The sequence below is a fragment of the Roseibium sp. AS2 genome (assembly GCF_038900065.1).
Taxonomy (GTDB): domain Bacteria; phylum Pseudomonadota; class Alphaproteobacteria; order Rhizobiales; family Stappiaceae; genus Roseibium.
Genome location: NZ_JBBMQN010000001.1, coordinates 228,023 through 254,585, shown reverse-complemented (window position 1 = coordinate 254,585; position 26,563 = coordinate 228,023). Strand labels below are relative to the sequence as shown.

Sequence of the window (26,563 nt, the reverse complement as noted above, 5' to 3'; positions counted from 1 at the left end):
GTCGGAAAATGGCCGTTATCTTTCAAAGATGTAACAACTGTGCCGGTCGTGGTCGCGTTCCGGATATCGTGAACGCATGCACCCATTGTACCAATGGACTGCGGCTTGTCGGCGGGCAGACGGAAACCTGCCCCTATTGCAGTGGCTTCGGCACAAGTCCGATACCATCTGAAATGGATTGCCCGAAATGCAACGGAACCGGTGAGATCCGTGATCGGCGTGCCGAACGGCAGCAGGACGCTGAAGAAAGGAAACAGGAAAAAGCCGCCAGAAAGGCTGGAAAAACCGGAAATTCAACTGGAAAAAAGGCGACAAGATCCACAGGGACGTCGGAGGAAAACTCTCTTCGGTCATTCAAATCACGCATGAGCACGGGATTTCTTGCAGCGCTCTTTGCCACCCCCTTCCTGATAACAGACAGCTCGGTTGAATTTTTCAGCGGCTTCTTTCCCGACGCTCCCGAACTCGCCAGCTTTGGTGTGTTCGCGGTCTTTGGCTTCCTGCTGCCAAGGATCACGATGGGTTTGCTATCGTTGCTGGTTGTCTATTTTTTGTATGCGGTCCTGTCCTAGTTTCGGCGGGTTCCTTTTGCCGTATTGAGTTCCAGTCGATCGCTTGAAAGTTCGCACAGGGGTTCCGGGGTGCGAGATGTTCCTACAGCCGCCGGTCATAGTCGATGCGTCCGTCCACCAGATGAATGCGCCGCTCCATCCGCGCGGCCAGATCCAGGTCGTGGGTGACGGCGACCACCGTGGTCTTTTCGGTCTCGACGATCTTTTGCAGGCTCTGGAACACCTGTTCCGTGGACGCCGAATCCAGGCTGCCGGTCGGTTCGTCGGCGAGAATCAGGTCCGGCGCGTTGGCCAGGGAGCGGGCTACGGCGACGCGCTGGCGCTGACCGCCCGAGAGCTGCTCCGGCCGGCGGTGCAGGAAGTCCTTCAGGCCAAGCTCGGCCAGCAGGTTCGTGGCATGGTCGAGCTGCGCCTTTGGCGACAGCTTCCCGAGCCGCTGCATGGGGATCATCACGTTGTCGAGGGCGGAAAACTCCGGCAGCAGGAAGTGGAACTGGAAGACGAACCCGAGTTTTTCAAGGCGCAGGTGGGCAAGCTCGGCGGAAGACAGGTCATCGGTCCTCTGACCTTCGATGAGAACCTCGCCCCCGGTCGGCCGGTCAAGCAGGCCGAGCAGATAGAGCAGCGATGATTTTCCGGACCCCGATGGACCGGTGATCGCCACGAATTCCGCCTCGCCGATTTCGAAATCGACATCTTCCACCAGGGTGACCGGCACCACGGCGGGCAGGATACGGGTGAGCTTCCGCGCTTCCAGAAGCGGTGCTTTCACGCGTCCGGGGGCGGGCGGGCCGCTCATGTTGCCCCCCGGATGATGTCGACGGGATTGAGCCGGGCGGCCTTGCGTGCCGGAATGAAGCCTGCAACGGCGGAGGAAAACAGAGCCAGCAGGCAGGCGATGACGTAGTGCAGAGCGGAAAAGTGGATTGGCAGATGGGTCATTTCCACGTCGGTGGTGAATTCGAACCTGACGGTGGCAAGGTAGCTCGACAGCGCGAACCCGAGACCGGATCCGGCGATGGCCCCCAGCACCCCGATGACAAGGCCTTCCAGCACGAAGATCCGCTGGATGTCGCCTTCCGGAAACCCGAGCGACTTCAGGATGGCGATGTCCCGGGCCTTTTCGTGAACGATCGTGGAGACGATGTTGAAGATGCCGAACCCGGCGACCACGAGGATGGCGCCGACCACCGTATACATGATCACGTTGCGTACGACGAAGGCCTCCATCAACCCTTCGTTGGCCTCTTCCCAGGACACGGCCTTGTAGCCAAGCTGGCGTTCGGCCCGTGCGGCGACGACCCTGGCGTCCTGGATGTTTTTCAGGCGGATGGAGATGGAATTGATGATGTCGGGCTTTTCAAGAAGGATCTGGACCGCCTTCAGCGGCGCATAGGCGATGCCCTCGTCGCTTGCCGTGATCCCGGTATGAAACAGGCCGACGATCTTGAAGCGCCTGGCGACACCGTTCGCGGAGGTCAGCGTGACCGTGTCTCCGATATCCGCGCCCAGCCGCTGTGCGGCCTTGTCCCCGATCACAAGGCCGTTTGCGGTCGCCTCCAGGTCCTCGAAAGATCCCGAACGCATGTCCTCCCTGATCTTCGAGACGTCAAGTTCGCGCTTCGGCACCACACCGATCAGGGTCAGGCCGATGTCCTGTCCGCTGTAACGCAGCACGGCCTGGCCGCTCAACCGCTGTGCCATGGTGCCGTTGACCCAGTCGCGCAGCGAGGCCAGTGCCTCGGTCGGATTTCGGATGCCGCGCAGATCTTCCTTCGGCCTCAGTCCATGAAACACCACCGCGTCATAGATCCGGCTGGCCGGCTGCGCCTCGGGAAAGCGCCGTTCGTCCAGGATCTCGACATTCGGGATGGCTTCGATGAGCGTTGACATGAAATCCCGCTGCGATCCTTCCATCAGGCTGGCCATGGCAACGGAAAAGCCGACCCCGAGCGCAACGCCGAGCGTGGAAACCACCGTCTGCCGCAAGCGGGTGCGCACATGCGTGGCCGCGATCCGGAGCAGCAGCATCATGACCTGTTGCCGTCCAGAGGCCTGACGATGTCGCCGTCGCCGAGGGCCGGATCGAACGGTACGACCACACGGCTGTTGTCACCCACGCCCTCCAGAACTTCGACGGACCGGGTGCCGCGAATGCCGGTCTTCAGCGTGACAACCGAGATCCGGTTGCCCTCGCCGACGATCTGGACACTGGATCCGTCGAACGCCGCCAGGGGCAGCAGCACGGCGCTGTTCTTTTCTTCAGTGACGATATTGATTTCCGCGGTCATGCCGATGCGCAGCGGCGTGTCTTCGGGCAGGTCGAGATAGACACGATAGTTCTTCAGCACCGGATCTCCCTTGGGCGTGATCCGGGCGACGACCGCCGTCAGGTCCCGGTCCGGAAACGCATCCGCCCTGATGAGCGCCGTCTGACCGCTGGCGACTTTCGGAATGTCCTCCTCGTTGACTTCCGCCACCAGTTGAAGCGGCGCGGGCTGACCGATCCAGAACAGGATCTCTCCAGGTTCCGCGACCTCTCCGACAGAGCCGTCCTGGCGCAGGACCACTCCGTCCATCGGGGCGACGATGCGATAGTCGCGCAGTCGTTCGGTCTGGGCGGCGATCAGGGCGTTGACGCGGATCAGCTCGCTCTGCGCCTTGTCATAGACCTGTTGGCTGACCACCCGCCGTTCAAGCAACTGCAGGGCGCGTTCCCTGTCTGACCGGGCAAGCACCTGGCGGGCTTCCAGTTCGGCCAGGGTGGCCCTGGCATCGCCGCTGTCAAGTTCGGCCAGTTCGTCCCCCTGGCTGACCTCCATGCCTTCGCAGCCACACAGGGTGACGATCCGCTTGCGGATGACGCTGGTCACCTTGGCCCAGCGGACCGGTTCGACCACCGCGGTCGCATAGACGATTTCCGCGGCCCGGCCCGTGACCGGCGTAGCGACCTCGACCTGGGAGGGGCGCTCGCTCCACCAGAGCCAGCCGGCAACGGCGGCGGCCACCAGCACGATCAGGGATAGGGGTTTCATAAAACGCATGGCATACCTTCAAGAGAGCTGCCGGAGCATACCCTCTTGAAGGCGACGCGTCAGGACCTGGATCAAATTCCAGGCGTGTCAGAGATCGGAAACCCGGACCAACAGTTTGCCGCTGTTGGTTCCCTCAAACAGCTTGTCGAGCACGGCAGGAGCGTTTTCCAGACCGTCCTCGATGTCGAGACGGTATTTCAGTTTGCCCTGCATCATCAACTTGCCGAGTTCCTGAAAGATCGCGGGAAAGCTTGCATAGTGGTCCGGCATCGCGAACCCCTTGATGGTCAGTCGCTTGCGGACGATGGCGGTCATGTCGGGCACGTCCTCGACCGGGCCGCCGTTATAGGCGGAGATGAACCCGCAGAAGACCATGCGGCCGAAGGGAGCCATATTGCGCAGTGCGGCCTTGAACGGCTTGCCGCCGACATTCTCGAAATGCAGGTTGATGCCGTCCGGCGCGAAGGCCTTCAGGCCCTTGTCGAGGTCGTCCGTGCGGTAGTTGAGCGCGGCGTCGAAACCGAGTTCCTTCGTCAGCCAGTCGCATTTTTCCTGGGTGCCGGCAATTCCGATGACCCGCAGACCGAGGCTCTTGCCGATCTGGCCGACAAGGGAACCGACGGACCCGGCGGCGCCGGTGATGCACAGGGTTTCGCCGGCAGCGGCCCGGCCTTCGGTGACCAGACCGTGATAGGCGGTTGCCCCGGGCAGGCCGAGCACACCGATATAATCCTCGATCTTTGCCAGCTTCGGCACGACCGTCAACTGGCCCGGCATCACGTCAAGATACCGCGTCCAGCCGGTCATGCCGGTCACCCAGTCGCCGGGCTTGCAGGCGTCCGTCCTGCTTTCCTCGACCACGCCGACGCCGAGCGAGCGCATGGTCTCGCCGAGCTGAACCGGCGGAATATAGCTGTCGGTGCTCGGCGAGACCCAGCCGCGCATGGCCGGGTCGAGCGAAACATAGACGACCCGGACCCGGGCCTTGCCATCTTGCAGCGGACCGAGATCTTCGTCGACCTTGGTGAAGTGGTCCGGCCCGAGCCGGCCTTCCGGACGTGCGGTCAGAGTGAACCGTTCATTGTGCATGGTAAGCCTTTTGGCGGGCGGGTCGTGCCGGCGCGTTCAGTAATGCGGGGGTTTTTCGATCTGGTGGCCGGGCTGGGAATTTTCCATCAGCTCTTCGACCTGATCGGTCATGTTTGCCATGGCCCGGGTCATCCTGTCGATCTGCCGGGCCTGTTCGAACACCACCGTGTTGAGTTCCTCGATGGTGTTGACGGCATGGGCGAGGTCGACTTCGAGCTTTTCCAGCCGGGCTTCGTGCCGGGCTTCGTGATCGTCTGCCATGGAACTTCCTGAAACTGCTGCGGATGGGTTGATCGGAGGTGCCGGCAGGTATAGGCGCGTTGCCGCGAAAGCACAATTCCGCTCATCGCTCCGGTGGAAAGGACCTGAAAGCAACGCTCTTTGGTATGACTGCCGGCCTTGCCCGGATAAGCTCCCGGAACCAGATGACTTGGAGATCGCGACATGTCCGCCTTGAACGCCTTTGAAATCGCCCGCAAGTGGCCGGCGCAGTATCCCGACCGGATCCAGCTCTATTCCCTGCCGACACCGAACGGTGTCAAGGTCTCCGCGATGCTGGAGGAAACCGGCCTGCCCTATGAAGCCCACAAGGTGGATTTCGCCACGGGCGACCAGAAGAGCCCGGAATTCCTGTCGCTCAATCCCAACAACAAGATCCCGGCGATGATCGATCCAGACGGGCCGGGCGGCAAGCCGCTGCCCTTGTGGGAATCCGGCGCCATGCTGATCTATCTGGGTGAGAAATCCGGACGGCTGCTGCCGGCTGACCCGGCCCGCAAGGCCGAAACGATGCAATGGTTGATGTGGCAGATGGGCGGTCTCGGGCCGATGGCCGGCCAGCTCGGCTTCTTTCACAAGTTCGCGGGCCGCGACTATGAGGACCGCCGCCCGTTCGAGCGCTACCGCGACGAGGTCAAACGGCTGATCGGGGTTCTGGACCGGCACCTGGACGACCGGGATTTCATCATCGGCCCCGACTATACCATCGCCGACATTGCCTGCTGGCCGTGGCTCCGCAATCTCGGCGGCTTCTACGAGGCGGGCGAAGTCCTTGGCCTGCCGGATTTCAGGAACGTGACGCGCTGGCTGGACACGTGCCTGAGCCGCGCGGCCAGCGAAAGGGCGGTCAATATTCCACTCAGGGATTGAGCGGGAGCCGGGCCCGGAGAGGCAACCGGCTGCGGGCCTTGCTGCCCTGACCAACGGAGGCCGGTGGTTCGATTTGTGAGACCGTGAGGGAACCTTGGGCGGGACCTGGGCGTTCACTGAGGCTTGAACCAGCGGTGGCCAGACGGACAACGCTTTCAGTCTCCTGAATTCAGTCCCCAGAAGGCAGCCTCACGAATGTGGTGCATTTGAATTTTGGATACGGCAAGATCCGGATGGCCCTGCCTGTTTTGATGGGCACGACGTTGGCCGGCAAGCACTTGTAACTTCTTTGGAGCACTATCATGCGTATGCGACTTGGGTGCCGGCTGACTTTCGATCTTCCCGCACCGACACCAATGATCTTGTTGCTCAACGTCCATTATTCGCGCGCGAGCGATCTGGAACGGCCGGACCTTCTGGTAACCGACCCGCCGGTCGCAATCGAGGCCTATCGTGACAGTTTCGGCAACTGGTGCAGCAGGGTGGTCGCGCCCGCCGGCCTGATGACGATCTCGACCGACGGGGTGATCAGGGATGACGGGCGTCCCGACCCGGCCGATCAATCTGCCGAGCAAATCCCGGTGGAGCTGCTGCCGGCAGAAGCCCTGGCCTATCTGCTCCCAAGCCGGTACTGCGAGACCGATGTCCTTTCGGACTTCGCCTGGGCGCAATTCAACCATGAGCCCCAGGGTTGGCCGCGTGTTCAGGCGGTCTGCGATTTCGTGCACGAAAAAATCCGCTTTGGGTACGAACATTCGCGCCCGACCCGGACGGCCGTGGAGGCGCTGAATGAAGGCGTGGGTGTCTGCAGGGACTACACCCATCTGGCAATTACCCTGTGCCGGTGCCTCAACATCCCTGCACGCTACTGTACGGGATATGTCAGCGATATCGGTCAGCCCATGCCGCATTCGGCCATGGATTTCGCCGCCTGGATGGAGGTCTATCTCGGTGGCAGATGGTGGGTTTTCGATCCGCGCAACAACGACACCCGGTTTGGCCGCGTCCTTATTGCCCAGGGCCGGGACGCCGCCGACGTGCCCCTGACCCACAGTTTCGGCCGCCACGAACTGAAAGGGTTCGAAGTGTGGATTGACGAAGTCGGGGAGGCCGATGAGCCCTCCGCCAGACTGCAACAGGCGCTCTGAACAAACCTGCCTGTGTCCCGGCGGCGGGAGGGCTTCAGGACCGGAGTGAAGCAGCGCGGATCTGGTTTCTCCGCGCCGCCTTCAGGGCCTCGCCAAGCTGGAGAAAAACGGTCTTTCGGGCCGATCCGGGGCGCCAGGCCAGTGCGATCCGGCGCGGGCAGGCGCGGGGCAGGGGGGTCAGCTTGATCGTGCCTTCCGGGACGATGCCCGCATCGATCGCCAATTCGGGAAGAAGGGTGATGCCCAGCCCCTCCGATACCATGGAAATCAGGGTCGTCAGGCTGGTTGCCGAAAAACTCTCGTCCTGCTCCAGATGTCGGTTCGGCAACGCCTTCAGGGCATGGCGCTGCAAGCAATGGCCCTTTTCCAGCAGCATCAGCCGGCTGCTGGTCTCCAGCACGTCCTCGCCGGGAACGGGAGCCGGGGCATTGCCTGGTTTTGCCAGCATATAGCCGTCCTCGAACAGGGGAGCGATCTCCAACGACCCGGTCTCGAACGGCAGGGCGATCAGGATCAGGTCCAGCCTGCCCTGGCCCAGTCCCTCGATCAGGCTTTCGGTGAGCTCCTCGCGCAGGAACAGCTTCAGTTTGGGGAAACGGGTCCGGACGAGCGGCAGCGCGGCGGGAATGAGATAGGGGCCGACCGTCGGTATCGACCCGAAGCGCAGCTCGCCTTCACCCGGATTGCGGTGTGCCTTGGCGAGCGTTTCGATCGCTGCAGCTTCCACAAGAACAGACCGCGCGCGCCTGGCAACGTCTTCGCCGAGAGCCGTCATCATGACGCTCTGACGGGTGCGTTCGAAAAGCTGTGCGCCGAGCCGGTCCTCGAGTTCCTTGATGCCTGCGCTCAAGGTCGGTTGCGTCACCGAACACCGCTCGGCCGCGCGCGAGAAATTGAGCGTGTCGGAGAGCGTGACGAGGAACCGCAGCTGACGCAGTGTGATCATTATTGAAAATCTCTATAACAATAAGTGTTATTATCAATTTCAAGTGGCCGAGGCAAGCTCTTATGTTCAGCTTGTCGAAACGAGTTACCGAAAGGATCAGTCGGATGACCGCCATACAGCAAGCCAATATCGATGCTTTGAAAAATGTTCTGGGTCAGACTTTCCGGCTCTACGTGCAGACGCACGGGTACCATTGGAATGTCGAGGGGCCGGGCTTCCGCCAGTTGCATGCCGTCTTCGAGGAGCAATACCGCAATCTGTGGGACGCACTCGACGAGATCGCCGAACGCATCCGTGCCCTGGGGGCCTATGCTCCCGGTTCCGTGTCCGATCTGATGGCGCTCGCCGGTGAAGAAGCGGCCGCTCCGCAGTCGGCGGACGACATGGTGGCCAAATTGATCGCGGCGCATGACAAGATCGCTGCTGTCCTGCGGGATGCCATCGCGACAGCCGGCGAAGCCGGTGACGAGGTCTCCACCGGTCTGTTGACCGACAGGCTGGCGTGGCACGAGAAGGAACTGTGGATGATGAAGGCCGGATCGCGTTGATCCGGTCTGCCGTAGAAGTCGATAGCCAGGGTGCCGATCGTCATGGTGCCCAGACAGGGAGCAGCCCGTGTCAAATCCAATTGTAAAATCCTTCTGGGATGAGATCACGGGCAGCTGGCAATATGTCTTCCATGACCCGGAGACGATGCAAGGTGCGGTTGTCGATCCTGTCCTTGACTACGATCCCCTGTCCGGCGCGACGGGCACGGCCAATGCCGAACGGCTTCTGGCCTATATCGAACAGGCGGGGATCGAGCTTGTCTGGATCCTCGACACGCACCCGCATGCCGACCACTTCTCGGCCGGGCCGTTTCTGAAGTCCAAAACCGGCGCGGCGACGGCGATCGGAGCCAGGGTGACGGATGTGCAGAAGTTGTGGCAGAAGGTCTATCACCTGCCCGATGACTTTCGCACGGACGGGCATCAATGGGACCGGCTATTCGACAGCGGCGAGCAATTCATGGTCGGGACCGTTCCGGTCACGGTGATTTTCTCGCCGGGTCACACACTGGCGTCGATCACCTATCTGGCGGGCGATGCCGCCTTCGTGCATGACACGCTGATGATGCCGGACAACGGCTCGAGCCGGGCCGATTTCCCGGGCGGCAGTTCGAAGGCGCTGTATGCCAGCATTCAGGAAATTCTCGCCTTGCCCGATGAAACCCGCGTGTTCGTGGGCCACGATTACGCGCTGGCCGGTCGCGATGCCGCGTGCGAGGCGACGGTCGCCGAGCACAAGGCGTCGAACATCCATTTCCGTGATCATCCGGGCGAGACGGACTATTGCGCCGTGCGGGATGCCCGCGACAGCACGTTGCCCCTGCCCAGGCTGATGCTCGCCGCGCTGCAGGTAAACATCCGTGGCGGGCGGCTGCCCGAAGCTGAAACCAACGGCCGCTCCTACCTCAAGATACCGCTGAATTATTTTCAGCCGCGTTAGGTCAAGGCGACGCCCGGGCTGGCCTCGCAGGAGGCAAGGCTTGTTGAAGAGCGGTCGCCGGCCCGCTCAGCCGGAGGCATCGGCTTTTTCCATCAGCGACCTGATGTGCCGGGCGAACGCCCAGGTGGCGGGCAGGCCCAGGATCAGCCCGCCGGCGACGGCCTCCCAAGGGGTCAACACCCGCCAGCCGACCCAGCTGAGGATCAGCGACGCGAAGAACAGGTTGACCGCGGCGGCTCCCGCACCGAACGGATAGAGCGCGGCAAGCAGTTTCCAGCCCGGCCGGAAAGCCGGCTCGAAAAGCGTTCTCATCTTCGCGCGACCAGCCAGTACACTGCGGCCAGCGCCAGCAGAAGTCCGATCGAGGCCGCGAAAAACCACATCTCGGCGGTTGCCGTTTGCGGATTGGGGATCGGCCGCTGGACCCCGGCGGCAAGGGCCTGGGCCGGAACCGTCAGCGATGTCCCCAGGGCGGCAAGAACGGAAAAGATGCGCATGTCAGGTCTCCTGTACCAGTGAACGATAGATGTCGGGAAGCGCCCGGGTCAGACGCGCCGGGTCCGGCAGAAGCGTGAAGCCGGCCCGGTTGAAGATCCGGGCGAACCAGTCCTGGCCGTCGGCATCGATGATGACCGCGTGCACCGCCTGCGCCTGCATGCGTGCCTCGCGGACGGCCATGCGGCTGTCCTCTATTCCGTGTATGCCTTCATAATGATCGAGATCGTTCGGCTTGCCGTCGGTCAGCACCAGCAGCAGCTTGCGCGCCGCGCTCTCCCTGGCCAGTTGCGCCGAGACATGGCGAATGGCCGTGCCCAGCCGGGTGTAATGTCCGGGCCGCAGGCCGGCGATGCGGGAGGTCACGAGCTCCGACATGGGAGCGTCGAACGGCTTGCAGCGCGTCAGGAACACCCGGTCGCGGCGCAGGGACGAGAACCCCCAGATGCCGAAGCGATCCCCCGCCGCATCGATGCCTCCGGCCAGCGCCATCAACGCCTCCCGTGCCGTGTCAATCACCGAACGCGCTCCGATGACGGCCTCCGTCGATCGTGAGCAGTCCATCAGCACGGCAACGCAAAGATCCCGTTCGGTGACACGCAGGCTTTGATAGATCCGGTCGCTGCCGGCGCCCGTGGCGCGCAGGCAAACCTGGGCGGCAATCAGCGCATCGAGATCCAGTTCCGCGCCCTCGATCTGGCGCGGGCGCAGGATACGGCGCGGATGCAATGTCTCGAATTGACGGCGGACACGGGCAACCAGGCGCGGATCGGCAACTATGCCATGCGCCGAATCGGCCGTGGCGTCGACTTCCAGCACGCGGCAATGGTCGGGCATGTAGCTGCGGGAGCGGTGGTTCCATTCCGGGTAGGTGCTCTGGTCCGACAGGCGTTCGTGGTCGGCGTCCTGGGGAGCGAGATCCAGATGCAGGCGCAGCCGGGTCGCTGCGCGCTTGTTGTTCTGCGACAGGGTGATGTGATCCTGGTCTTCGGCCGCCTTTTGGGCATTGTCCTGATCGTCGTCGTCGACCGAGCGGTTGAGGTTCATGCTTTCGACCCAGCTCAGGATCGCCTCGAAACGGTGGATGATGAAGCTGTCCTTGCGGTTGGCCTGCTCACGTTCCTCCCGAATACCGACTTTCCGCGTCGTCGTGGCCACTCCGGGAGGGGCCGTTCCGGGGTCCTGTTCGGCGGCCGCCTTGCCGGGTTCGCCGCGCTCCAGCCGCAACCAGATCGGCACCGGTGCGACCGGCGCATAGCCGCGCGGCGCCCGCAGCGTTCCGGCCCGATACCGGTGCATCAGATCGCCGGCAGCTTCCGTGAGCAGAACCGGTTCGCCCAGATGCCAGCGCGTCAGTTCCTCGACCAGGGCCTCGATGCCGCCACTGGTGTGGGATACGCGCGTCTCCAGAAGAGAGGTGCGCAACGCCGCATGTGGCCGCTCCAGTCCCGGACAGGCCCTCAGGACACGGGCCGTCACCGCCTCCATCGCCGCCAGATGGTGCAGATCCGCGGCCAGGGGGTCCGCAGGCGCTTCCTGGTCGCTCAGTCCGGCGCTGCAGCCCGCCATCGCGGCCAGCCAGAGATAGGCGGCGCGGTTCAGGTCCGGGGCGGGAAAAACATCCATCACCGGTGGCAGCCGCAGGCGTTCGCCATCGAAACCGGCAATATGTTCCAGTTGCCGCGTGTCGCCGATCGTGCGCGCCACGCCACGCCGGTGGCGCGACGGCGTGGCCGCCGCCGCCCCGATCTCGGCGCCGCCGGCACCGCCAAGCGCCCGGAACAGGACCGCAAGGCTGACGCGGACCGAGTCCAGCGAAACCGCACACGCCTCGTAGCCTTCTGGCGCGGCCATATGGCTTGCCCAGTCGTGCCAGAGATTGCCGACGGTTTCCTCGGGTTCCATCAGGTCCAGCGGGCGGATCATGGCGGCCTCTTTCTACCCGTAGACCGCGGCGATCAGATCGCGCAGGGCCTGTTGCACATCCGGCTCATCCGTCAGCGGTTCGATCACCGCCGATTCCAGCGCCTGTTCAAGCGGCATGCCGCCGGCAATCAGCGTCGCGGCATAAATCAGCAGGCGCGTGGAGACGCCTTCCTCCAGATCCATTCCCGACAGGGCCCGCACATGGCCGGCAAGCCGCACCAGCAGGGCGGTCCGGTTTTCCTCCAGTCCGCTTTCGCGTGACACGACCGCGGTTTCGGTCGCCGGATCGGGGAAACCGAAGCCGATCGACAGGAACCGTTGCCGGGTCGAGGGTTTCAGACGCTTGAGGATATTCTGGTAGCCGGGGTTGTAGCTCGCCACCAGCATGAAGCCGGCCGGGGCCGCCAGTTCCTCGCCGGTCCGGTCGATCAGCAACCGGCGGCGGTTGTCGGTCAGCGGATGCAGCACCACGGTCACATCCTTGCGCGCCTCGACCACCTCGTCGAGATAGCAGATCGCGCCTTCGCGCACCGCCCGGGTCAGGGGCCCGTCGACCCAGTCCGTCTCGCCGCCGCGCAGAAGGTAGCGGCCAATCAGGTCGGCCGCCGAAAGGTCGTCATGACAGGCGACGGTGTAGAGCGGACGGCCGAGTCTGGCCGCCATATGCTCCACGAACCGTGTCTTGCCGCAGCCGGTCGGCCCCTTCAGAAGAAGGGGCAAACCATTGGCGTGGGCCGTCTCGAAGAGGGCGCATTCGTTGCCGACCGGACGATAGAACGGGATATCCTGCTCGGCCGCGATGCCGCTCATATGCGCGTTCATGCCCGCTCTCCTTCCGGCAGCACATCCACTCTGCCCGGTTCGACAATCTCGCGCCGGACAACCAACTGGCTGTAGATGAACAGCAGGGCGCCGATCACCACCGCCACACCTGCACCGAAGCGCATGATGTAGAAGATTTCGAGCTGGTCCTGCACGTCCATGTAGTAGTCGCCGACGACCCGCTGCATATGGGTCTGGATGGTGCCGGCGAAGGTCAGCACGAAGGTCATGAAGGCCATGCCGCCGGTCATCAGCCAGAAACTGGCCATGTTGAGCACCTGGTTGTAGGGCTCGCGGCCGCGCAGCATCGGCATCGCGTAGGTGAACATCGCCAGGTTCAGGGCGACATAGGCGCCATAGAAGGACAGATGCCCGTGCGCCGCCGTCACCTGGGTGCCATGGGTGTAATAGTTCACCCCGTGCAGCGTGTGCAGGAAACCCCAGACGCCGGCACCGAAGAAGGCGACCGTCGCGGATCCCAGCGACCACAGCAGCGCCGCCTTGTTGGGATGGTTGCGCCGGCCTTTCCAGACCATCAGGAAGGCGAAGCTCATCATGGCGAAGAACGGAACGACCTCGAAGGTCGAGAAGATCGAACCGACCCATTGCCAGTACTGGGGCAGGCCGATCCAGTAGAAGTGGTGGCCGGTGCCCAGAATGCCGGAAAACAGGGCCGTGGCGACGATCACATAGAGCCACTTCTCGATCACCTCGCGGTCGACGCCGGTCAGCTTCAGCATCAGGAACGCCAGGATCGAGGCCATCACCAGTTCCCAGGTGCCTTCGACCCACAGATGAACGATGAACCACCAGTACATCTTGTCGAGGCTGAGGTTCGCCGGATTGATGAAGGCGAAGATCCACAGCAGCGACAGCATCCACAGGCCGGTCAGCAACACGTTGGTGATCGCGGTCTTGCGTCCGGCAAGCACCGTCAGCGAGATGTTGATCAGGAAGATTACCGCCGCCACCAGGATGCCGAACTTGACCCACAGGGGCTGTTCCAGGAATTCGCGCCCGCCGTGAATGCCGACAAGATAGCTTGCGACCGCGCCCAGCGTGCCGACGACAAGGATGATCAGCTGCAGATAGGCCAGCTTGACCGAATAGATCTCCCGTTCGCTTTCTTCCGGCACGAGGTAGTAAGCCGCCCCGAAGAACCCCAGAAGAAGCCAGACAATCAGCGCGTTGGTGTGGATCATGCGAATGACGTTGAACGGCAGAAGCTCGGACAACGTGTTGGGGGATATGTAGACCCAGCCGGCCAGCAGGCCGCCCGCCACCTGAATTCCGAACAGCCCCATGGCCGCCAGGAAGTAGGCATATGCGACTTTTTGCGATTGATATTTCATGAGTTTTCTCCCTTGGAGCATTGGCCGTTCAAGAAACGCCGATGCGCCAACACTTGGAAATCGATCAGCTTGAGAGCGACAAGCCGTACCCGTCGTGTCGTCGGCTGATCTAACCCGCGTCGTTCGGCGGCCAGTTCTGGGTGTCGGTCTGGTCGGCCCAGCGCAGGAATTCGGCCAGGCCGCGCATTTCTTCCTCATTGATGTCGAAATGCGGCATCTGGCGGCGGCCCTCCACGCCGGACGGTTGCGCCTGCATCCAGCCATCGAGAATTTCGTAGGCCGCCTCGGGATCGTCCAGGACATCCCAGCGCGTCATCACATTGCCCAGCTCGGGTGCGAAATAGGCGCCTTCGCCATGCAGCGTATGACAGTTGATGCAACTGTGACGCTCCCAGACTTCCTTGCCGAGCTTGACCTCTTCGCTCAGCGGCATGCCTGCGGTCGATACGGCCACCACATAGCGGTGGCTGTGAATTGTCATGGCCACGAAAACGACTATGAAGAACAGGGATCCCCCATAAAAAACGTTTCTGGCCCGCGACTTGGTTAGGATCTCTGACATGGTGCCGAACCTGATCTTTGTTGCGGAAGCAATCGGATTACCGCGATCCGAAACGGGCGATGTTGTCGCAGCACAAAGAAGGCGGAGAATTCGCGTGTCATGAAGGAGGCATTCGCCGCCGGGACCTGGGGCTCCCGGTCCTCTTTGAACAGCAAGCTCCGGGGCGCTTCGAATCGCACGGGGTATCGTGCCATGCACCGATCGAACATCGACGATCCGGATCTGACGCTGACCAGTCTGTTCGAGCTCTGGCCGGAAACACCCGCCGTGTTCCTTCGGCACAGGATGCTCTGTTTCGGATGTCCGATCGCACCGTTTCACACGGTCATCGATGCCTGCAGGGAATACGGTCTGGACGAACAGGCCTTTCGCGCGGAGCTTCGCGCGGCAGTGAGGCAGCCGGGGCAATGATCGCGCGGCCAAGGATTGGCCCTATGGTCCAGGACCGGTCCCGGACCAAAGGGCTGGTTCACGCGCGAACGCTCAGCCCGCGGCGCCGCTCAGCAGGACCAGTTGATGGGGCCGGGTCACGACTATGTGGCGCCGGGTGCTCTCCACGATGCCCTGTTTCTGCCAGGCGCTCAGAACCCGGCTGACCGTGTGCAAGGTGGTCCCGGTCATTTCCGAAATGTTCTGGCGGGTCACCGGAAAGCCGATTTCGATGCCGTTGTCGACTTTCCTGCCGGACTGGTTGACCATTCTCAGAAGCGCCGAGGCAAGCCGCTGTTCCACCGCCTGGGTCGCCAGTTCGGCGAGCTGCGCCTGGACTTCGGCCAGCCGGTCACCGACGACCTTGTAGGTCTCCGAAGCGAAGCCGTCGTAGTTCGCAACGAACTCATCCCACAGACGCACCGGCCAGGACAATGCCAGCGTCTCGGCGGCGGTCAGCGCGGTCGCCGGATAGGTCTCGCGTCCCAGGGCCGGCGCGATGCCGAACAACTGCCCCGGTGCGATATGCATGGCAATGATGGTTTCTCCGCCGGACGTGGTCTTCTGCACACGGATATAGCCGTCGAGCAGAAGATAGAAGCGCTCGGCGACCATGCCCTGGGAGAACACCGTCACGCCCTCGTCGAACCGCTTCGAGACGGCGAGATCGAGGATTTCACGGATTTGTCTTTTCTCAAGACGCCGGAACGGCGGGACACCCACCAGAAGACTTTCGTCGATTTTCGTCACGCGTCGTACCGGAGTTTGTTGCAGCACAAAGTCTATCTGCGGTGACTAAAGCATAACGGCGCCACAGAAAACACACCGGAAACGAAGAAAGGGATTTCCGATGCTACGTAGAACTCTCGCAGTGGCTTCAGCTCTCGCCCTGATGACGGCGGCCGCATTTGCGGAAACCCATGAAGTCAAGATGCTCAACAAGGGCGAAACCGGGTCCATGGTGTTCGAACCGGCCTATGTTGCGGCGGAGCCTGGAGACACGGTCACCTTCGTTTCCGTCGACAAGGGACACAATGCCGAGGGCATTAAGGGCATGCTCCCGGACGGGGTTACGCCTTTCAAGAGCAAGATGAGCAAGGACTTCTCGCTCGTCGTCGAGGCCGAAGGTCTCTACGGCATCAAGTGCACCCCCCACTACGGCATGGGCATGGTCGCGCTGATCCAGGTCGGAGAAGCCGTCAACCTCGATGCGGCCAGCGCAGTCAAGCAGCGGGGCAAGGCCAAGAAGCGCTTCGTCGAGATCTTCGCCCAGGTCAAGTAACCGGCTTACATGTTGAACTCCAGCAGGGGCGGTGCCGGCAACGGTCACCGCCCCTGTCTGTCAGGACCAGGGCAATGCCATGACACGACCCAATCGGAACTCCTATGACGGACCGGCCCTTTTCAGCTACGGCTTCCGGCCCTTTTTTCTTGCTGCATCCCTGTTCGCGATCGCGGCCATCCTGATCTGGATGCTGGCCCTGGAGGGGGAACTGGCGCTGGGCGGTCCGTTCTCGCCATCGGACTGGCACAGCCACGAGATGCTGTTCGGCTATGCGTCGGCGGTCATCGCGGGCTTTCTGTTCACCGCGATCCCGAACTGGACGGGCCGGATGCCGAAACAGGGCCGGCCCCTGGTCCTGCTGCTGGTTCTGTGGATCGCCGGCCGGCTGGCCTGCGCGGGGCTCTTCGGGCTTGGCGCCGTGCCGGTGATGCTGCTCGATAGCGGGTTTCTGGCGGCAATCGTGGCCATGGTGATCGTGGAAATCATCGCCGGCCGCAACTGGCGCAACCTGATGGTGGTGGTGCCGGTCCTGCTCCTGTTCGTCGCAAATCTGGGGTTTCATCTCGAAGCACTGGCCTTCGGCGGTGCAGATATCGGCCGCCGGCTCGGCCTGGCGGTGGTGATCTTTCTGGTCACGCTGATCGGCGGGCGCATCATTCCAAGTTTCACCCGCAACTGGCTGGTCAAACGCAATCCGGCACATCTGCCCGCCTCCGCCAGCCGCTTCGACGCGATGTGCCTCGTTGTCGGTGGCGCGGCCTTGCTGACATGGTCATTCTTGCCCGAGGGTGGACCGACGGGCGGTTTGCTGATTGCGGCCGCCGCGCTGCATTTCATCCGCCTGAGCCGCTGGCAAGGCGCCCGCACGGGCGCGTCGCCGCTGCTGCTGATACTGCATATCGCCTATGGCTTCGTGCCGCTTGGCCTCGCGGCGACCGCAGCCGCTTCCGTCGATCTTCTGCCCGCCGCAACAGGCGTCCACCTGCTCGGCATCGGCGCCATCGGCGGCATGACCATCTCGGTGATGATGCGCGCGTCCCTGGGACACACCGGCCACGCGCTTGTCGCCGGACCCGTCCTGACGGCCGCCGCCGCGATGGTCTTCCTGGCGGCCCTGATCCGGGTCCTTGCCCCGGACATGTCCTTTTCCGGTGTCAGCGGACTCTGGATCGCGGCCCTGCTGTGGGCCGCGGGCTTCTCGGTGTTCGCCCTGCGCATCGGCCCCTATCTGGCCCGCACCAGCCGGAAGCCGACATAATCCGCCGGAAGGCCGGCGGCACAGCCGCCGACCTTCGGGTTGCGCACCAGGTCGACGATGATCGCACGGTGCTTGCCTTCCGCGATATGGGCACCGCAATATTCCTGCTGCCGGACAGGCGCCAGTCCCTCTTCCGTCAGATCCGAGTTCGCCACGCAGGTGGTGGTCCATTCCCAGACGTTGCCGGCAATGTCGGCCACGCCGTGAGAATTCTCTCCGAAGGTGCCGAGCGGCTGCGGCTCGGCGGCGATGTCGCCGCGTGACGCGACATTGCGCGCATAGGCCGCGAGCCAGCGCTGCGCCGGATCGTCCTCGTCCTCGGCGACGATTTCTTCCTCGAAAAAACGCTCGGCTGCCGCGCGCTGCCACTCCCGGTCGTCGGGAAGGCGCCAGTTCTGCCGGGTCTTGCGTGAAAACCAGGCTGCGTAGGCGGTGGCGTCATACCAGTTGACTTCGGTTTGCGGCAACGCGGCCCCCGCGCCGCCACCTTGCGGCGGGGTTGAGGCCTGACATGCACCCTCGGTGACGCAAGCGGCATATTCGGCGCGGCTGACCTGGTACTTCATGATCTCCAGAGGATGCTCCGCAACCGGAGTTTCCAGGGGCGCGTCGACCAGCTTGCCATAGAAGCGATAGGTCCCGGCGGGACGATAGGTGAAGACCCCCGGCGCGATCACGACGGTTTCCGGCAGGTCGGTGAGTGCGGGCCGTGTCAGGGTCCAGGCGGTCACGGCGGCGGCTGTGGCAGTGACCGCCAGCGCGGCGCCGGCAAGCAGTCGGGATGTCATCTCGGGCTCCTTTCACATCGCAAAAGGGGGCAGCCGCTGAACGGCCGCCCCCGATTGCCGAGTTCGCACTTCTTGCCGTGCTTAAGGCAGCGCAGTCTTGCCCTCGAAGGCGACGTCGTATTCGGTCGGAGCGACGAGTTGTTCCATCAGGTCGTTGTTCCATTCCCCCTCGACCAGCACATGCGCCGTGGCGCCGAGATTGACCGCCTCGATGAGATTGTGGTTCACGTAGGCGTAGACGCCCGGCTGCAGAAACTCGTAGAGCGCTGCCCCCGCGGAGCCGCCGCGGATGAACCAGGTTTCCAGGTCACGGGAAGGCGGATTGTTGAATTTGCCGAGTTCCCAGACCAGATCGCCGTGGCCGCCGATCAGGTGCGGGCGTGAATCGCGGTTTGCCTGACTGTGGACGAACAACACCCGTTCGCCCTGATTGGCCGTCAGCGCGCCTTCGCCGGTCAGCGCGCCGACCTTGCCGTTGAACACCACATGACTGGGGATCAGTCCGTTCATCACTTCGAGCGTATCGGCATAACTGTCACCGGCATCCTCGAAACGCATGTAGTCGCCGTTATCGTCCTTCGGAATGTAGAAGTCGTTCTCGCCGATATAGTAGACGCGGTCGTAAGCGACCGGCGCGCCGTTGTGATCGCTCAGCCCCTTGCGCGGCAGCACCATGATGGCGCCGGACATGCCGGATACGACGTGCCAGGGGATCATCGGGCCGCCCGGTGCGCAGTGATAGACGAAGGTTCCGGCCCGTGTCGCCTTGAACCGCAGCTTGGTCTTTTCGCCCGGATTGACCAGCGTCAGGGACCCGCCGCCAAGCGCGCCCGTGGCCGCATGAAAGTCGATATTGTGCTGCATGGTGTTGTCGGGACCGTTGAACAGCGTCAGCTCGACATAATCGCCCTCGTGGACCACCATCAGCGGCCCCGGCACCGACCCGTTGAAGGTCATTGCCTGGAGATAGGCATCGTCGGCCACCTGGACTTCCTTCTCGACGATCTTCATCTCGAATTCGACGATCCGCGGTTCGGCGGGCGCGATCTGGTCATGGTCATGCACGAAAGGCGGCGCCACCAGCTTGTGCTTGATGCGTTCGAGACCGGACAGGTCGGTGGGCGGAGCCATGGATGTATCCATGATTTCCTCACTCTGTGCCGTCTTCACGATGAAAGGGCTGGCAGCAACGCCGGCTGCCCCCATCAATGCGGCTCTGCGCGTCAACATCTGTCTCTCCTTCGGGTTGTCGAACTGTCCCGAAGAATTTAGCAAATGCCGGTATGGCGACGTTGTTCCAGCACAAGGTTGGAGAAGGCAAACCCTGCGCACCGGCCTGTTCCGGAAGCTCACGGCGGGGGCACCGGCGTCCCGGAGACGGGCATCCGTTCAGGGGAGCCCGATCGCGATGGTCCGGTGGCTTGCCGCCGAGGCGGCGATGGCTTCCGCGATCATGACATCGGCCACAAACTCGGCGGGAGCGTTGCGGCATGACCTGGTGCCATCGATCGCGTCGAGAAAGCACTGCGCCTGGGCCAGAAAAGGCTTGTCCCCGGTGAAAACCTCCTGCGTGACCTTGCCACCCGAATGGACCTGCAGCGACCCCGGCCCTTCGTCGGACGGAAACACATGCAACTCCCCCTCGGTTCCCAGAAAGATGACCTGCCATGCGGCATCCTCGTCCGCGGGACCGGAGCGCACGTAACCGGCCGTGAGGGTGCACAAGACCTCGTCCGGGAACAGCAGCCCGGCAACGCAGGTCTCTTCGCGAACCAGTCCGGGCCCGGTGTGTTTCTTGCGGTTGGCGAAAGCCGACACATGGAGCGGATGGCCCAGCAGTCCGCGCAGCGGGTTGAGGAAGGCGTAGGTCATGTGCGTCAGGGGCATGCCGCCACTGTCGGTCTGATCGTAATACCAGCTGGCGGGATCGGCCGCGAACAGGGCCACGGCCCGCACTGCGATGAGTGTGCCGATCTCGCCTGAATGCAATCGGTGGCGGGCGCTTTCCCAGACGGCCTTGTAGCGGGCTTCATAGCCTGCCTCCACGATCGAGCCTTGCGCGGCGGCCCGTTCCGCGATCCTGCGCGCTTCCCCGGCCGAATTCGCGGGACTTCCGCCGATCAGCACATGCGCGCCCGTTTCCAGCGCCCAGCAGACCACATCCTCCTGAACCAGATGGGGGGTTTCCACGAGCACCACATCCGGCGCGCAGGAACTCAACCGGCGAAATTCGTCAAAACAGGTATCGCAGCCATACTGGTGCGCGAAGGCTCGCGCGCTCGACAGACGCCGGGCCGCGACACCGCACAGCATCACCCGCCGCGTCTCCAGAAAGGCCTGGGTCCGGATATGCGCCATCCGGCCGGCGCCGACTACGGCGAGCCGTTTCATGGCCGCGCGCCTTTCAAGGTTGAAGGGACGCCGTCCGTCCCTCGGTTTTCGATGCCTGGACGGTGGCGAGCAAGCTGAAGCCGGCCATATAGACCATCACGCCCGACGAAAGCGCCAGCACAGGGTAGACCGGTTCGGGAAACGCATACAGCAGGAACAGATTGCACCCGGCCCACAGCGCCACCAGCGCCAGGTTCAGCCGGCGAAGCCGGACAGTGCGTGTCGGATAGATGAACTTGACCGGCACGAAATGGAGAATGCAGAACCCCGCGACGACAAGGCCATTGCCCCAGTGCGGCAGGTTCAGGAAAAACAGGTAGAACACCACGATGCTCCACATGGCCGGGAAACCGCGAAAGTAGAAGTCGTCCGTCATCGCCTCGAGATTGGCATAATGGTAGCATGATACCAGCAAAACGGCACCGGCGGCCGGCAGGCGCAGGGGCTCGGGCAGCAGGCTGGAGGCAAGCAGGAAATACGCCGGAATGAAAACGATGTTGAGAAAGTCGATCACGTAATCCAGCATGCGCCCGTCGATCGAGGGAAGCACCTCCTTGACGCGGGCCGCCCGTGCCAGAGAGCCGTCGACGGCGTCGATCAGATAGGCCGCGAACAGCCACACCAGCGCCTCGCGGAACCGGCCCGCGTGGATCGCCTGCACGGCCAGCAGACCCAGGACGGCTCCCGAGGCCGTGAACGCGTGAACCGACCAGGCAAGCACGCGCTGCATCGGAGCGGCGGCGGCGGCAGGGGCGGGATGTGACGGGACGCGGGTTTCCATGGTCGGTCGGCTCTATCGTTGCGCGGAGGTCAGGGCGACGGCCTTGTCGAGCCAGGGCCGTGGATGCTGTTCGAACAGGTCCGGCGCGTAAGTGCGCGCCGAGGTGTCGAACTGCCACCCGTCGGTTCGGACGATGCCCTGGTCCGTTGAAAAGAGGGCTTCCGCGTCTTCCGGACAGCCTGCGTAATTCTGGACGAACAGCTTCTTGCATTCCTCCGGATCGGCTTCCTTGACCCAGTGGTGCAGGGTCGGGTGCTGGACGATGGTGTGGTCGTTCTTCCAAAGTCCGCGCACGATCCCGGCCGGGCGGGTGCGGTCTTCATATTCCAGCGCCACCTTGTTGAGCTTCACGTCGAGCGCGGCGACCGCCGCATGGAACGCCAGTTCGTCACAGATATCGTTGGGCCAGCGGATATAGGCCGTGCCGGGAAGCGTCTCCATCTGCCACTGGTCGATGACGCGGATCCAGGCATCCAGCCAGGCAAGGCACGAAGTATCGGCCATGACGGTGCCGGTGTTGTAGGTGATCCAGAACGGTTGGGCCGGCTGGCGCACGGAGACCAGCGGCGGCTGCCAGGATGCGGGCAGGGGACGGACGATCCGGCACTCGACATCCAGAAACAGGACCGTCCCGTGGTCCAGGACACCCTGTCTGATGATGCGCGGATGATTGCACCAGGCCTGGACAAGGTCGGGATAGGTCCGGTCGATCTCGTAGAGGCGAAACGGGTATCCCAACCGGCGGCAGTCCTGGCTGAGGCCGTCAGCCAGATACTTGTAATCTCCGGTGCACCAGCTGATGACGGTGACCATCGGGTCAGGGGCCGGCGGTGTATTCGGTGCGGGCAAGGGCGCGGTCCTTCATGTAATGGCCGATGGTACACTCCAGCGCCTCCTGGATCCCCACCCTGGGCCGCCATCCCAGTGCCGCCGTGAGGGCGGCGATGTCCGGTCTCCTGCGGGACACATCCTGATAGCCCGGGCCGTAAAAGACCCCGGCGCTGACCGGCTGCAGCGCAAGACCGGTCATGAGGTCCTCATAGCCCGGGTAGCCCGAGACGATCCGGCCCATATGATCGGCCAGTTCTGCGATCGTGCAGACATTGTCCGGGTTGCCGATGTTGAAGATCCGGTTGTCGGCGGCACCGTCGGGATTTTCCGCGATCCGCATCAGGGCATCGATGCCGTCGCTGATATAGGTGAACGACCGGCTTTGCTGCCCGCCTTCCACCAGCGGGACCGGCTCGCGCCGAAGCAGGTGACCGAGGAACTGGGTGACGACACGCGAGCTGCCGGGTTCATCGTTCCGGGTGTCGTCCTGGTTGGGGCCGATCCAGTTGAACGGGCGGAAAATGGTGAAGCGCAGACCTTCAGTCCGGTAGGCCCAGATGATGCGGTCGAGCATCTGCTTGGCACTGGCATAGATCCAGCGCTCCTTGGAGGTCGGACCGAAGACCATCGGGCTGGTCTCCTCGTTGAAGGTCTCGTCGGCACACATGCCGTAGACCTCCGAGGTCGACGGGAAGATCACCCGCGTGTCGTGATGCAGGCACATGCGGACAATGCGCAGGTTCTCCTCGAACACCAGTTCGAACACCCGTATCGGCTCGAGAACGTAGCGGCGCGGCTGCGCGATGGCGACCAGCGGGAAGACGATGTCGGACCGGGCGATCTGCTGATCGATCCAGGGACGCTCCCGGTGAATGTCGCCCTGACGGAATTCGAAGCGCGGATGGCCCAGAAGCGGCGTCAGCCGGTCGCTCGTCAGGTCGATGCCGGACAACGTCCATTCCGTCTCTTCCAGAATGCGGCGGGCCAGTGCATGCCCGATAAACCCGTTTACGCCTAAAATATGAATATGCATTCTTGTGACCTGTAACGAATGAATAGCCTACGCTCGGTAACGCTGAACGACACGTTCGAGCGCGGTGATGACATCGTCCTGATCCGCATCCGTCATCGAGGGATACAGCGGCAGCGACAGGATCCGGGATCCGGCATCGGCGGCACACGGACAGTCTTCCGGGCGCAGATGATATTTGTTGCGGTAATAGGGCTGGGTATGGAGTGGCGGAAAATGCAGGCCGGCGCCGATATTGGCGCGCGCCAGCTCGTCGAGCACTTCATTGCGGCCGATGCGCAACGCGCCCTGTTCGATGCGCACGATGTACAAATGCCAGGCATGGTGATGGGCATAGGGGACGGGGGCGAGCGGGGCTATTTCCGGCAGGGCCTCCAGCAAGGCCGTGTAGCGCGCGGCAAGCTGTGCGCGCCGGCTGTTGAAGCCGTCGAGCTTGGGCAATTGCCGGAGACCGAGGGCGGCCTGCATGTCGGGCATGTTGTACTTGTAGCCCGGTTCGATGATTTCATATTCGGGCGCGCCCTTGCGGTTGTAGCGCGACCAGGCGTCCTTGGTGACGCCGTGAAAGCGCAGCAGGCGCAGCCGCTCGGCCAGGGTGTCGTCGTTCAGGACCACCATGCCGCCTTCGCCGGTGGTGATGTTCTTGATCGGGTGAAAGCTGAAAATGGCCATGTGCCCGTCGGAGCCGATCTCCCGGTCCTGATACCAGGTGCCGAGGGCGTGCGCCGCGTCTTCCACCAGTGTCACGCCGGTGCCCTCGACAAGCTGGCGCAAGGCCGTCAGGTCGCAGGGCGCACCGGCAAAATGCACCGGGATGACCGCGCGGGTGCGGGACGTGATCCGGCGGGCCACGTCTTCGGGGTTGACCTGCAGCGTCTCGGGAAGAACGTCCGCGAAGACGGCGCGGGCCCCCAGCAGTTCGACCATGTTGGCGGAGGACGCCCAGGTGATGGCGGGAACGATCACCTCGTCGCCCGGACCGATGCCGAGCGCATGGGCCGCAATATGCCACCCCGCAGACGCCGAAGTCACCGCGATAGCATGCGCCACCCCCAGACGCTCCCGGAACAGCGCTTCGAATTGTGCCGTGCGGGGCCCGGTCGTGATCCAGCCGGAGCGCACACATGCGACCAGTTCCTCGATTTCCTCGTCCCCGAGGACGGGCTGGGAAAAGGGCAAGAATGTTGCGCGAACCTGCTCGATCACCGCGGTGGGGCTCCTTGATCGGGAAAAGAGGGCCTCACTGTTCCGGCGCGTTGCGGACAGCATGGTGGAACAGATCCCATTGGGGGTCGAAAATGAACGCCCGGATCAGCTTCCAGCGCGAGGTGAAGGCATGCAGCGGTTCATAAAACTCCGGCGCAATCCGGCTGACGCTGGGCAGCCGGCTCCAGGGGATCCCCGGAAAGTCGTGATGCTCGTTGTGACAGCCGAAATTGCATTCGAGGATGTTGGACGGTCCGGTGAAGTTGTTTGTCTCCTGGCCGTCCTCGACCATCAGGTGCTCCTGCAGCACGCGCGCACCAAGCGGGTGCAGGCTGAAGGCGAAGAAAAAAGACAGGAACAGGTAGAGCAGCGGACCGGGGCCGAGCAACCAGACGATCACAACGTCGACGGCAAGCTGGACAACGACGTTGATCGTCATCCATTTGGTGAAAAAGGGGCTGCTGCCGGAAAACTTCGCGGTCCGGAACGCCTGGAAGACGACAAAGAATGTCAGCCAGACGGCCTTGCGCCAGGTGCTGTTGCCCACCCAACTGGCCTCCCATCGGGTCGGTATGCCGACATCCTGCCGGTAATCGCCCATATTGGCGTGGTGCCAGTAATGATAGCGCCGGAACGATTCCGCGCTGACGATCACGAGCGGCGTGTTGGCCAGGATGGCGACGATCCTGTTGGCGTTCCGCCTCCGGAAGATCAGGCCGTGGGCGGCATCGTGAATGAGCGCGTAAAGTGACGCTGAAACATAGGCGCCGACACAGTAGGCGGCGCCCGCAAGCAGCCAGACCGGCGCGTCCCGCAGCAGGAAGGCCATTGAAAAATGCAGCAGCACAAGGCCGGCCACCAGCAACGCGGATCTGGGCTCGGGACCGAACAGGTGCCGGATTTCCGGATGCGCGGTCAGGATCTGTGTGCGTCTCTGCTTGTGCGGGTCCGGACAGTCGATCCGGAAGAAGTCGGCCTGGGTGTTCGGCACGGCGGTCATCGCGGCGCGGCTGTCTGGAGGCGCGGCAGCGCCACGGCAGGCCTTCGGGGCAATGGTTGATGACGGTGAGGCCCACCGTTTTTCAGAGTGTTTGAACGTCTGGTCAACCATGTCGCTCCTGCTGGTGATTTCACGACAGTGTGTCGGATCACATTTCCGGGGAGAGGTTGTGAGAGCAGGCGCGTCCGGTCGCTGCGATCACGTTCACCCCCCTGAACGAGAAACCCTAAGGTTGCACACTAACAAAAATACACCGCAATTCAACTCTCAACCCATGGCAGGCATTCAATGTCCGGCTCCGTCAGTTTTGGGCCGGGATCCGGGTCGGGCTCGGCATCGCGGTTCTCATGTCTCGCGGTCAGGCCAAAAGCCCAGCCGTGAATGCGGGTTTTTCCCGCTCCGAGACACCGGCTGCGGCCGGGATGGGCCCGGACTCATGGACAGAGTGCACAACCGAAGATGGAAAAACAAAAGAGTTCATTTGACAGAATTGACAAAGAAACTGTGTCGAAAAAGCAAATGATTCACGAATGATCTGGAATTTCGACGATTTCAAGAAGTTTTATTCTCGTGAGTATCGACCTGGCGGATTTTTTTCTTACAATCGATTTTGTGTTGCACCGCACACCTCCCATGCGGGGCCACGTTGAACAGGACCACTACATATGCTGTACACCGCCTATGTGGCCGTGTGCCTTGCATCCACACCGGTCCAGGACTGCAACAGGGACAGCGCGCTCAACTGGATGGTTGCGCCGGGTATGCACCACCTGTCCTATTGCATGATCCACGGACAGCAATTCGCCGCCACTTCCGGCATCGTGAAGGACGGCGACATTGTGAAAGTCTACTGCAAGGCACCCGACCAGTTCAGACAAGCCGGCTGACCGGCCTCCTCCCATCTGAACGCCACCTTGAAATCCGGACGCTCCGAAAGGATCGCCCGGATTTTTTCTTGTTCAGGGAGAGAGGGGGGAGGG

General features: G+C 63.0%; 30 protein-coding genes. 9 read left to right on the top strand and 21 right to left on the bottom strand.

What is annotated here, in order from left to right; genetic code table 11:
* The first annotated feature begins 8 nt into the window (after positions 1-8).
* Positions 9-572, top strand: a complete 564-nt coding sequence (locus WNZ15_RS01165) for a hypothetical protein (RefSeq protein WP_342891097.1) — start codon at positions 9-11, stop codon at positions 570-572.
* A gap of 82 nt (positions 573-654) precedes the next feature.
* Here the strand turns inward: WNZ15_RS01165 and WNZ15_RS01160 are convergent, their stop codons facing one another.
* The 5 genes from WNZ15_RS01160 to WNZ15_RS01140 form a co-directional block, all read right to left on the bottom strand.
* Positions 655-1,371, bottom strand: coding sequence for an ABC transporter ATP-binding protein (locus tag WNZ15_RS01160; protein WP_342891096.1), 717 nt, complete (start codon positions 1,369-1,371; stop codon positions 655-657).
* Positions 1,368-2,606 carry an ABC transporter permease gene (locus WNZ15_RS01155; protein ID WP_342891095.1) on the bottom strand — a complete coding sequence of 413 codons (1,239 nt, stop codon included), beginning with the start codon at positions 2,604-2,606 and terminating at the stop codon, positions 1,368-1,370. The genes WNZ15_RS01160 and WNZ15_RS01155 overlap by 4 nt, the downstream gene beginning before the upstream one ends.
* Positions 2,603-3,616 carry an efflux RND transporter periplasmic adaptor subunit gene (locus WNZ15_RS01150; RefSeq protein ID WP_342891094.1) on the bottom strand — a complete coding sequence of 338 codons (1,014 nt, stop codon included), beginning with the start codon at positions 3,614-3,616 and terminating at the stop codon, positions 2,603-2,605. The genes WNZ15_RS01155 and WNZ15_RS01150 overlap by 4 nt, the downstream gene beginning before the upstream one ends.
* Before the next feature lie 78 nt (positions 3,617-3,694).
* Positions 3,695-4,696 carry an NADP-dependent oxidoreductase gene (locus WNZ15_RS01145; RefSeq protein ID WP_342891093.1) on the bottom strand — a complete coding sequence of 334 codons (1,002 nt, stop codon included), beginning with the start codon at positions 4,694-4,696 and terminating at the stop codon, positions 3,695-3,697.
* A gap of 36 nt (positions 4,697-4,732) precedes the next feature.
* Positions 4,733-4,957 (bottom strand): SlyX family protein, encoded by a 225-nt coding sequence (locus WNZ15_RS01140; protein ID WP_342891092.1) that lies wholly within the window; start codon positions 4,955-4,957, stop codon positions 4,733-4,735.
* 183 nt (positions 4,958-5,140) lie between these two features.
* Here WNZ15_RS01140 and WNZ15_RS01135 point away from each other — a divergent pair, with 183 nt between their 5' ends.
* Positions 5,141-5,845: a glutathione S-transferase C-terminal domain-containing protein gene (locus WNZ15_RS01135; RefSeq protein ID WP_342891091.1), complete on the top strand. Its 705-nt coding sequence runs from the start codon at positions 5,141-5,143 to the stop codon at positions 5,843-5,845.
* Positions 5,846-6,147: 302 nt separating this feature from the next.
* A complete protein-coding gene (locus WNZ15_RS01130; protein ID WP_342891090.1) occupies positions 6,148-6,993 on the top strand; it encodes a transglutaminase family protein in 846 nt (281 codons plus the stop codon).
* 34 nt (positions 6,994-7,027) lie between these two features.
* On the opposite strand, the gene WNZ15_RS01125 is transcribed toward WNZ15_RS01130, so the two are convergent.
* Entirely contained in the window at positions 7,028-7,939 is a 912-nt protein-coding gene (locus tag WNZ15_RS01125; protein WP_342891089.1) for a LysR substrate-binding domain-containing protein, read from the bottom strand.
* Between the two features lie 104 nt (positions 7,940-8,043).
* On the opposite strand from WNZ15_RS01125, the gene WNZ15_RS01120 reads away from it, so the two are divergent.
* A complete protein-coding gene (locus WNZ15_RS01120) occupies positions 8,044-8,487 on the top strand; it encodes a DNA starvation/stationary phase protection protein (RefSeq protein ID WP_342891088.1) in 444 nt (147 codons plus the stop codon).
* A gap of 67 nt (positions 8,488-8,554) precedes the next feature.
* The gene (locus WNZ15_RS01115; protein ID WP_342891087.1) at positions 8,555-9,427 is read left to right on the top strand and encodes an MBL fold metallo-hydrolase; all 873 of its coding nucleotides are present in this window, start codon (positions 8,555-8,557) and stop codon (positions 9,425-9,427) included.
* A gap of 66 nt (positions 9,428-9,493) precedes the next feature.
* On the opposite strand, the gene WNZ15_RS01110 is transcribed toward WNZ15_RS01115, so the two are convergent.
* The 6 genes from WNZ15_RS01110 to WNZ15_RS01085 all read right to left on the bottom strand — a co-directional run bounded on the left by WNZ15_RS01110 (position 9,494) and on the right by WNZ15_RS01085 (position 14,584).
* Positions 9,494-9,739 carry an NnrT protein gene (locus WNZ15_RS01110; protein ID WP_342891086.1) on the bottom strand — a complete coding sequence of 82 codons (246 nt, stop codon included), beginning with the start codon at positions 9,737-9,739 and terminating at the stop codon, positions 9,494-9,496.
* Entirely contained in the window at positions 9,736-9,924 is a 189-nt protein-coding gene (locus WNZ15_RS01105; RefSeq protein ID WP_342891085.1) for a hypothetical protein, read from the bottom strand. Before WNZ15_RS01105 ends, WNZ15_RS01110 begins: the two co-directional genes overlap by 4 nt.
* Position 9,925: 1 nt before the next feature.
* Positions 9,926-11,848 carry a VWA domain-containing protein gene (locus WNZ15_RS01100; protein ID WP_342891084.1) on the bottom strand — a complete coding sequence of 641 codons (1,923 nt, stop codon included), beginning with the start codon at positions 11,846-11,848 and terminating at the stop codon, positions 9,926-9,928.
* Between the two features lie 12 nt (positions 11,849-11,860).
* Positions 11,861-12,670, bottom strand: coding sequence for a CbbQ/NirQ/NorQ/GpvN family protein (locus WNZ15_RS01095; RefSeq protein ID WP_342891083.1), 810 nt, complete (start codon positions 12,668-12,670; stop codon positions 11,861-11,863).
* On the bottom strand, positions 12,667-14,022 hold the full coding sequence (locus WNZ15_RS01090) for a cbb3-type cytochrome c oxidase subunit I (protein ID WP_342891082.1): 1,356 nt from the start codon (positions 14,020-14,022) through the stop codon (positions 12,667-12,669). Before WNZ15_RS01090 ends, WNZ15_RS01095 begins: the two co-directional genes overlap by 4 nt.
* Before the next feature lie 109 nt (positions 14,023-14,131).
* The gene (locus tag WNZ15_RS01085; RefSeq protein WP_342891081.1) at positions 14,132-14,584 is read right to left on the bottom strand and encodes a cytochrome c; all 453 of its coding nucleotides are present in this window, start codon (positions 14,582-14,584) and stop codon (positions 14,132-14,134) included.
* A 99-nt stretch (positions 14,585-14,683) separates the two neighbouring features.
* On the opposite strand from WNZ15_RS01085, the gene WNZ15_RS01080 reads away from it, so the two are divergent.
* Positions 14,684-14,995, top strand: coding sequence for a DUF1858 domain-containing protein (locus WNZ15_RS01080; protein WP_342891080.1), 312 nt, complete (start codon positions 14,684-14,686; stop codon positions 14,993-14,995).
* Between the two features lie 72 nt (positions 14,996-15,067).
* Here the strand turns inward: WNZ15_RS01080 and WNZ15_RS01075 are convergent, their stop codons facing one another.
* Positions 15,068-15,763, bottom strand: coding sequence for a Crp/Fnr family transcriptional regulator (locus tag WNZ15_RS01075; protein ID WP_342891079.1), 696 nt, complete (start codon positions 15,761-15,763; stop codon positions 15,068-15,070).
* A 142-nt stretch (positions 15,764-15,905) separates the two neighbouring features.
* On the opposite strand from WNZ15_RS01075, the gene WNZ15_RS01070 reads away from it, so the two are divergent.
* Both WNZ15_RS01070 and WNZ15_RS01065 read left to right on the top strand, forming a co-directional pair.
* A complete protein-coding gene (locus WNZ15_RS01070; RefSeq protein WP_342891835.1) occupies positions 15,906-16,295 on the top strand; it encodes a pseudoazurin in 390 nt (129 codons plus the stop codon).
* A gap of 79 nt (positions 16,296-16,374) precedes the next feature.
* Positions 16,375-17,556, top strand: a complete 1,182-nt coding sequence (locus WNZ15_RS01065; RefSeq protein WP_342891078.1) for an NnrS family protein — start codon at positions 16,375-16,377, stop codon at positions 17,554-17,556.
* Here WNZ15_RS01065 and WNZ15_RS01060 read toward each other — a convergent pair.
* The 8 genes from WNZ15_RS01060 to WNZ15_RS01025 all read right to left on the bottom strand — a co-directional run bounded on the left by WNZ15_RS01060 (position 17,523) and on the right by WNZ15_RS01025 (position 25,694).
* Positions 17,523-18,344, bottom strand: coding sequence for an SUMF1/EgtB/PvdO family nonheme iron enzyme (locus tag WNZ15_RS01060; protein ID WP_342891077.1), 822 nt, complete (start codon positions 18,342-18,344; stop codon positions 17,523-17,525). The genes WNZ15_RS01065 and WNZ15_RS01060 overlap by 34 nt on opposite strands.
* 81 nt (positions 18,345-18,425) lie before the next feature.
* Positions 18,426-19,574 (bottom strand): copper-containing nitrite reductase, encoded by a 1,149-nt coding sequence (gene nirK / locus WNZ15_RS01055; protein ID WP_342891076.1) that lies wholly within the window; start codon positions 19,572-19,574, stop codon positions 18,426-18,428.
* A 159-nt stretch (positions 19,575-19,733) separates the two neighbouring features.
* Entirely contained in the window at positions 19,734-20,735 is a 1,002-nt protein-coding gene (locus WNZ15_RS01050) for a Gfo/Idh/MocA family oxidoreductase (RefSeq protein WP_342891075.1), read from the bottom strand.
* Between the two features lie 13 nt (positions 20,736-20,748).
* The gene (locus WNZ15_RS01045) at positions 20,749-21,516 is read right to left on the bottom strand and encodes a phosphatidylcholine synthase (RefSeq protein ID WP_342891074.1); all 768 of its coding nucleotides are present in this window, start codon (positions 21,514-21,516) and stop codon (positions 20,749-20,751) included.
* A 12-nt stretch (positions 21,517-21,528) separates the two neighbouring features.
* Positions 21,529-22,365 (bottom strand): hypothetical protein, encoded by an 837-nt coding sequence (locus tag WNZ15_RS01040; protein ID WP_342891073.1) that lies wholly within the window; start codon positions 22,363-22,365, stop codon positions 21,529-21,531.
* The gene (locus WNZ15_RS01035) at positions 22,334-23,380 is read right to left on the bottom strand and encodes a bifunctional UDP-4-keto-pentose/UDP-xylose synthase (RefSeq protein WP_342891072.1); all 1,047 of its coding nucleotides are present in this window, start codon (positions 23,378-23,380) and stop codon (positions 22,334-22,336) included. Before WNZ15_RS01035 ends, WNZ15_RS01040 begins: the two co-directional genes overlap by 32 nt.
* A gap of 27 nt (positions 23,381-23,407) precedes the next feature.
* Positions 23,408-24,583, bottom strand: a complete 1,176-nt coding sequence (locus WNZ15_RS01030; RefSeq protein ID WP_342891071.1) for an aminotransferase class I/II-fold pyridoxal phosphate-dependent enzyme — start codon at positions 24,581-24,583, stop codon at positions 23,408-23,410.
* A gap of 34 nt (positions 24,584-24,617) precedes the next feature.
* Positions 24,618-25,694: a fatty acid desaturase gene (locus WNZ15_RS01025; protein WP_342891070.1), complete on the bottom strand. Its 1,077-nt coding sequence runs from the start codon at positions 25,692-25,694 to the stop codon at positions 24,618-24,620.
* Positions 25,695-26,248: 554 nt separating this feature from the next.
* Between WNZ15_RS01025 and WNZ15_RS01020 the strand changes: the two genes are divergently transcribed.
* Positions 26,249-26,470 carry a hypothetical protein gene (locus WNZ15_RS01020; RefSeq protein WP_342891069.1) on the top strand — a complete coding sequence of 74 codons (222 nt, stop codon included), beginning with the start codon at positions 26,249-26,251 and terminating at the stop codon, positions 26,468-26,470.
* The last annotated feature ends 93 nt before the right edge of the window (positions 26,471-26,563 follow it).

Coding starts and splice junctions, on each gene's coding strand:
- WNZ15_RS01165 (WP_342891097.1), top strand. CDS start 9: ATGGCCGTTATCTTTCAAAGATGTAACAACTGTGCCGGTCGTGGTCGC.
- WNZ15_RS01160 (WP_342891096.1), bottom strand. CDS start 1,371: ATGAGCGGCCCGCCCGCCCCCGGACGCGTGAAAGCACCGCTTCTGGAA.
- WNZ15_RS01155 (WP_342891095.1), bottom strand. CDS start 2,606: ATGATGCTGCTGCTCCGGATCGCGGCCACGCATGTGCGCACCCGCTTG.
- WNZ15_RS01150 (WP_342891094.1), bottom strand. CDS start 3,616: ATGCGTTTTATGAAACCCCTATCCCTGATCGTGCTGGTGGCCGCCGCC.
- WNZ15_RS01145 (WP_342891093.1), bottom strand. CDS start 4,696: ATGCACAATGAACGGTTCACTCTGACCGCACGTCCGGAAGGCCGGCTC.
- WNZ15_RS01140 (WP_342891092.1), bottom strand. CDS start 4,957: ATGGCAGACGATCACGAAGCCCGGCACGAAGCCCGGCTGGAAAAGCTC.
- WNZ15_RS01135 (WP_342891091.1), top strand. CDS start 5,141: ATGTCCGCCTTGAACGCCTTTGAAATCGCCCGCAAGTGGCCGGCGCAG.
- WNZ15_RS01130 (WP_342891090.1), top strand. CDS start 6,148: ATGCGTATGCGACTTGGGTGCCGGCTGACTTTCGATCTTCCCGCACCG.
- WNZ15_RS01125 (WP_342891089.1), bottom strand. CDS start 7,939: ATGATCACACTGCGTCAGCTGCGGTTCCTCGTCACGCTCTCCGACACG.
- WNZ15_RS01120 (WP_342891088.1), top strand. CDS start 8,044: ATGACCGCCATACAGCAAGCCAATATCGATGCTTTGAAAAATGTTCTG.
- WNZ15_RS01110 (WP_342891086.1), bottom strand. CDS start 9,739: ATGAGAACGCTTTTCGAGCCGGCTTTCCGGCCGGGCTGGAAACTGCTT.
- WNZ15_RS01105 (WP_342891085.1), bottom strand. CDS start 9,924: ATGCGCATCTTTTCCGTTCTTGCCGCCCTGGGGACATCGCTGACGGTT.
- WNZ15_RS01100 (WP_342891084.1), bottom strand. CDS start 11,848: ATGATCCGCCCGCTGGACCTGATGGAACCCGAGGAAACCGTCGGCAAT.
- WNZ15_RS01095 (WP_342891083.1), bottom strand. CDS start 12,670: ATGAACGCGCATATGAGCGGCATCGCGGCCGAGCAGGATATCCCGTTC.
- WNZ15_RS01090 (WP_342891082.1), bottom strand. CDS start 14,022: ATGAAATATCAATCGCAAAAAGTCGCATATGCCTACTTCCTGGCGGCC.
- WNZ15_RS01085 (WP_342891081.1), bottom strand. CDS start 14,584: ATGTCAGAGATCCTAACCAAGTCGCGGGCCAGAAACGTTTTTTATGGG.
- WNZ15_RS01080 (WP_342891080.1), top strand. CDS start 14,684: ATGAAGGAGGCATTCGCCGCCGGGACCTGGGGCTCCCGGTCCTCTTTG.
- WNZ15_RS01070 (WP_342891835.1), top strand. CDS start 15,906: ATGACGGCGGCCGCATTTGCGGAAACCCATGAAGTCAAGATGCTCAAC.
- WNZ15_RS01065 (WP_342891078.1), top strand. CDS start 16,375: ATGACACGACCCAATCGGAACTCCTATGACGGACCGGCCCTTTTCAGC.
- WNZ15_RS01060 (WP_342891077.1), bottom strand. CDS start 18,344: ATGACATCCCGACTGCTTGCCGGCGCCGCGCTGGCGGTCACTGCCACA.
- nirK (WP_342891076.1), bottom strand. CDS start 19,574: ATGTTGACGCGCAGAGCCGCATTGATGGGGGCAGCCGGCGTTGCTGCC.
- WNZ15_RS01050 (WP_342891075.1), bottom strand. CDS start 20,735: ATGAAACGGCTCGCCGTAGTCGGCGCCGGCCGGATGGCGCATATCCGG.
- WNZ15_RS01045 (WP_342891074.1), bottom strand. CDS start 21,516: ATGGAAACCCGCGTCCCGTCACATCCCGCCCCTGCCGCCGCCGCCGCT.
- WNZ15_RS01035 (WP_342891072.1), bottom strand. CDS start 23,380: ATGCATATTCATATTTTAGGCGTAAACGGGTTTATCGGGCATGCACTG.
- WNZ15_RS01025 (WP_342891070.1), bottom strand. CDS start 25,694: ATGGTTGACCAGACGTTCAAACACTCTGAAAAACGGTGGGCCTCACCG.
- WNZ15_RS01020 (WP_342891069.1), top strand. CDS start 26,249: ATGCTGTACACCGCCTATGTGGCCGTGTGCCTTGCATCCACACCGGTC.